Source organism: Phenylobacterium sp. (genome assembly GCF_031425575.1).
In the GTDB taxonomy this organism is placed as follows: domain Bacteria; phylum Pseudomonadota; class Alphaproteobacteria; order Caulobacterales; family Caulobacteraceae; genus Phenylobacterium.
On the sequence record NZ_JANPJP010000223.1, the window covers coordinates 1 to 2,321 of the forward strand.

General features: G+C 69.2%; 4 protein-coding genes. 2 read left to right on the top strand and 2 right to left on the bottom strand.

The features are described from left to right. Positions 1-902: carbamoyl phosphate synthase small subunit (locus RMO97_RS12605; protein ID WP_310541416.1), on the bottom strand; the 902-nt coding region annotated here is incomplete at its 3' end. Positions 903-1,117: 215 nt separating this feature from the next. Between RMO97_RS12605 and RMO97_RS12610 the strand changes: the two genes are divergently transcribed. Further along, positions 1,118-1,363 carry a DUF1272 domain-containing protein gene (locus RMO97_RS12610; protein ID WP_310541417.1) on the top strand — a complete coding sequence of 82 codons (246 nt, stop codon included), beginning with the start codon at positions 1,118-1,120 and terminating at the stop codon, positions 1,361-1,363. A 90-nt stretch (positions 1,364-1,453) separates the two neighbouring features. Continuing rightward, the gene (locus tag RMO97_RS12615; protein ID WP_304778415.1) at positions 1,454-1,783 is read left to right on the top strand and encodes a hypothetical protein; all 330 of its coding nucleotides are present in this window, start codon (positions 1,454-1,456) and stop codon (positions 1,781-1,783) included. 43 nt (positions 1,784-1,826) lie between these two features. Here the strand turns inward: RMO97_RS12615 and RMO97_RS12620 are convergent. After that, a partial coding sequence (locus tag RMO97_RS12620) for a response regulator (protein ID WP_310541418.1) occupies positions 1,827-2,321 on the bottom strand: 495 nt, incomplete at its 5' end.

Here is a 2,321-nt window from a genome sequence, read left to right on the forward strand (position 1 = left end):
TGGTGGCCCTGTTCCATCTTCACGGTCTGGGCGCCGAGGGCGAGCGCCATCATCTGGTGGCCCAGGCAGATGCCGAACACCGGGGTGCCGCTGTCCACCAGCTTGCGAATCTCCGGCACGGCGTAGACGCCAGTGGCCGCGGGGTCGCCGGGGCCGTTGGAGAGCAGGACGCCGTCCGGCTTGCGGGCCAGCACCTCCTCGGCGGTGGTGGAGGCGGGCACCACGGTGACCCGGGCGCCGATGGAGACCAGCGAGCGCAGGATGTTGCGCTTCACACCGTAGTCCATGACCACGACATCGTACTTCGGCGTCTCCGAAGGCACCGCATAGCCCTCGGGCCAGGAGTAGAGGCCCTCCTCATAGACGAAGGGCTGCAGGCAGGAGGCGTCCTTGGCCAGGTCCAGGCCCTCGATGCCGCCCCATTCACGAGCCTTGGCCCGCAGGGCGTCGAGGTCGAACCTGCCGTCAGGCGCATGGGCGATAACGCCGTTGGGCATGCCCTTCTCGCGGATGGCCAGGGTGAGGGCCCGGGTGTCGATGCCGGCCAGACCGACGACGCCGCGCCGCTTCATCCAGCCGTCCAGGTCGCTGTCGGCGCGCCAGTTGGCCGGGGCCGTCGGCACGTCGCGGAAGATCGCGCCGCGCGCCGCCGTCTCAGCGCTGCCAGACATCTGCTCGATGTCTTCGACGTTGGTCCCAACATTACCCATGTGCGGGAAGGTGAAGGCCACGATCTGGGCCATGTAGGAGGGGTCCGTCAGGATCTCCTGGTAGCCGGTCATGGCGGTGTTGAAGCAGACCTCGCCCACCACGTCGCCGGTCGCGCCGACCCCGATACCTTGGAAGACAGTCCCATCGGCGAGGACGAGAACTCCGGTGACGCCAGGCAGCAGCTCGCTCATGTTCCGGGTTTCCATCATCTTGTCGCAAGGGGTGGGCGTCCCCGGCTCATAGCATGTGCGCCGGGTAAACGGGCGCGTAGGTAGTCAGTCCCGCCCCACGGGTCAATCTGATCCTCCAGATCAGGTTCAGCGGGTCTGGCGGAAAACGAGGGAAACTTGTCATTTCCGCCGCGCGGTGCAGCTGGCAGCATGACGCCACAAATCAGGAGACCTCGATGCTCGCCCTTCGTCCCAATTGCGAATGCTGTGACCGCGACCTGCCTGCCGACAGCATGGCCGCCCGCATCTGCACCTTCGAATGCACCTTCTGCGCGGACTGTGTGGACAACCGGCTCGGCGGCGCCTGTCCCAACTGTGGCGGGAACTTCAGCCCCCGCCCGATCCGGCCGACGGCGTTGCTGGAGACCTATCCGGCGTCGATAGAGCGGGTGGTGGGCAAGCACGCGGGGGTAGGAGCCTAAGCGTGTCCACGCAGAGGTGGCCGTCAGCCTGGCGCCCTTCGCCGGTTCGAACAGGGTGGCCTGGGCGCGCCGGGCGGGCTAACTCCCGGCATGCCCCGCACCAAGCAACCTTCCGAGTTTGAGATCGACGTCGACGGGGAGACCTATGTCTGGCGGTTCCACCGCCGGCCTCAGTGGTCTGGCCCCGCCGCGGAATGGCGCGGCAAGGTGGTGGCGGTGCGCCACAGGGACGGCCAGCGCGAGGCCATGCTGGAATTTCCGCCGGGCCCACCGCCCCGGCACGGCGCCCCGCAACCGCAGGCCTCGTTGATCGCGCCGGAACTGGTGGCCAAGGCCATCGCCTCGGCCATCGCGGCGGGATGGGACCCGCAGTCGCGCGGGAAAACCGTCGCCATCGTGGTGGATGCGGACGGCGGCTGAGGCGCTGAATTTTGGGGTTGGCGCGCGCGCGCCCCGCGCGGCCCTAGTCCAACACCCCTGATATCGCCTCGAACAACTCCTCGGCCCGCAATGGCTTGCCGATGTGGCGGTCCGCCCCCGCCGCGGCCGAGGCCTCCACGTCGGTCGTCGAGGTGTTGGCGCTGATGACGATGATGGGCGCCCGCGGCAGGCCGGCGCCCTCGGCCCGGCGGATGGCGCGGATGGCTTCCAGCCCGTCCATGACGGGCATGCGCAGGTCCATGAGCACCACGTCGAAGCTCCCGGCGCGCCAGGCGTCCACGGCCTCCTGACCGTTCTCGACGCTGATCACCTCGGCCCCTGCGGCGCCCAGCATCAGCTCCACCACCTTGCGGTTGGTGGGATTGTCATCGGCGGCCAGCACGCGGAGAGGCGGCGCATCGGAGGGCGCGACGGCGCCTGGCGGGGCGGCGTCGGCGGCGCGCGCCCGGTCGCCATAGTCGAGGAGCCCGTTGACCAGGCCGTCCAGGTCCTGGGCCGAGGTCATCATCTCGGCCAG

Bases quoted from the DNA above. Each gene is read 5' to 3' on its own strand.
- RMO97_RS12610 (WP_310541417.1), top strand. From the start codon at position 1,118: ATGCTCGCCCTTCGTCCCAATTGCGAATGCTGTGACCGCGACCTGCCT.
- RMO97_RS12615 (WP_304778415.1), top strand. From the start codon at position 1,454: ATGCCCCGCACCAAGCAACCTTCCGAGTTTGAGATCGACGTCGACGGG.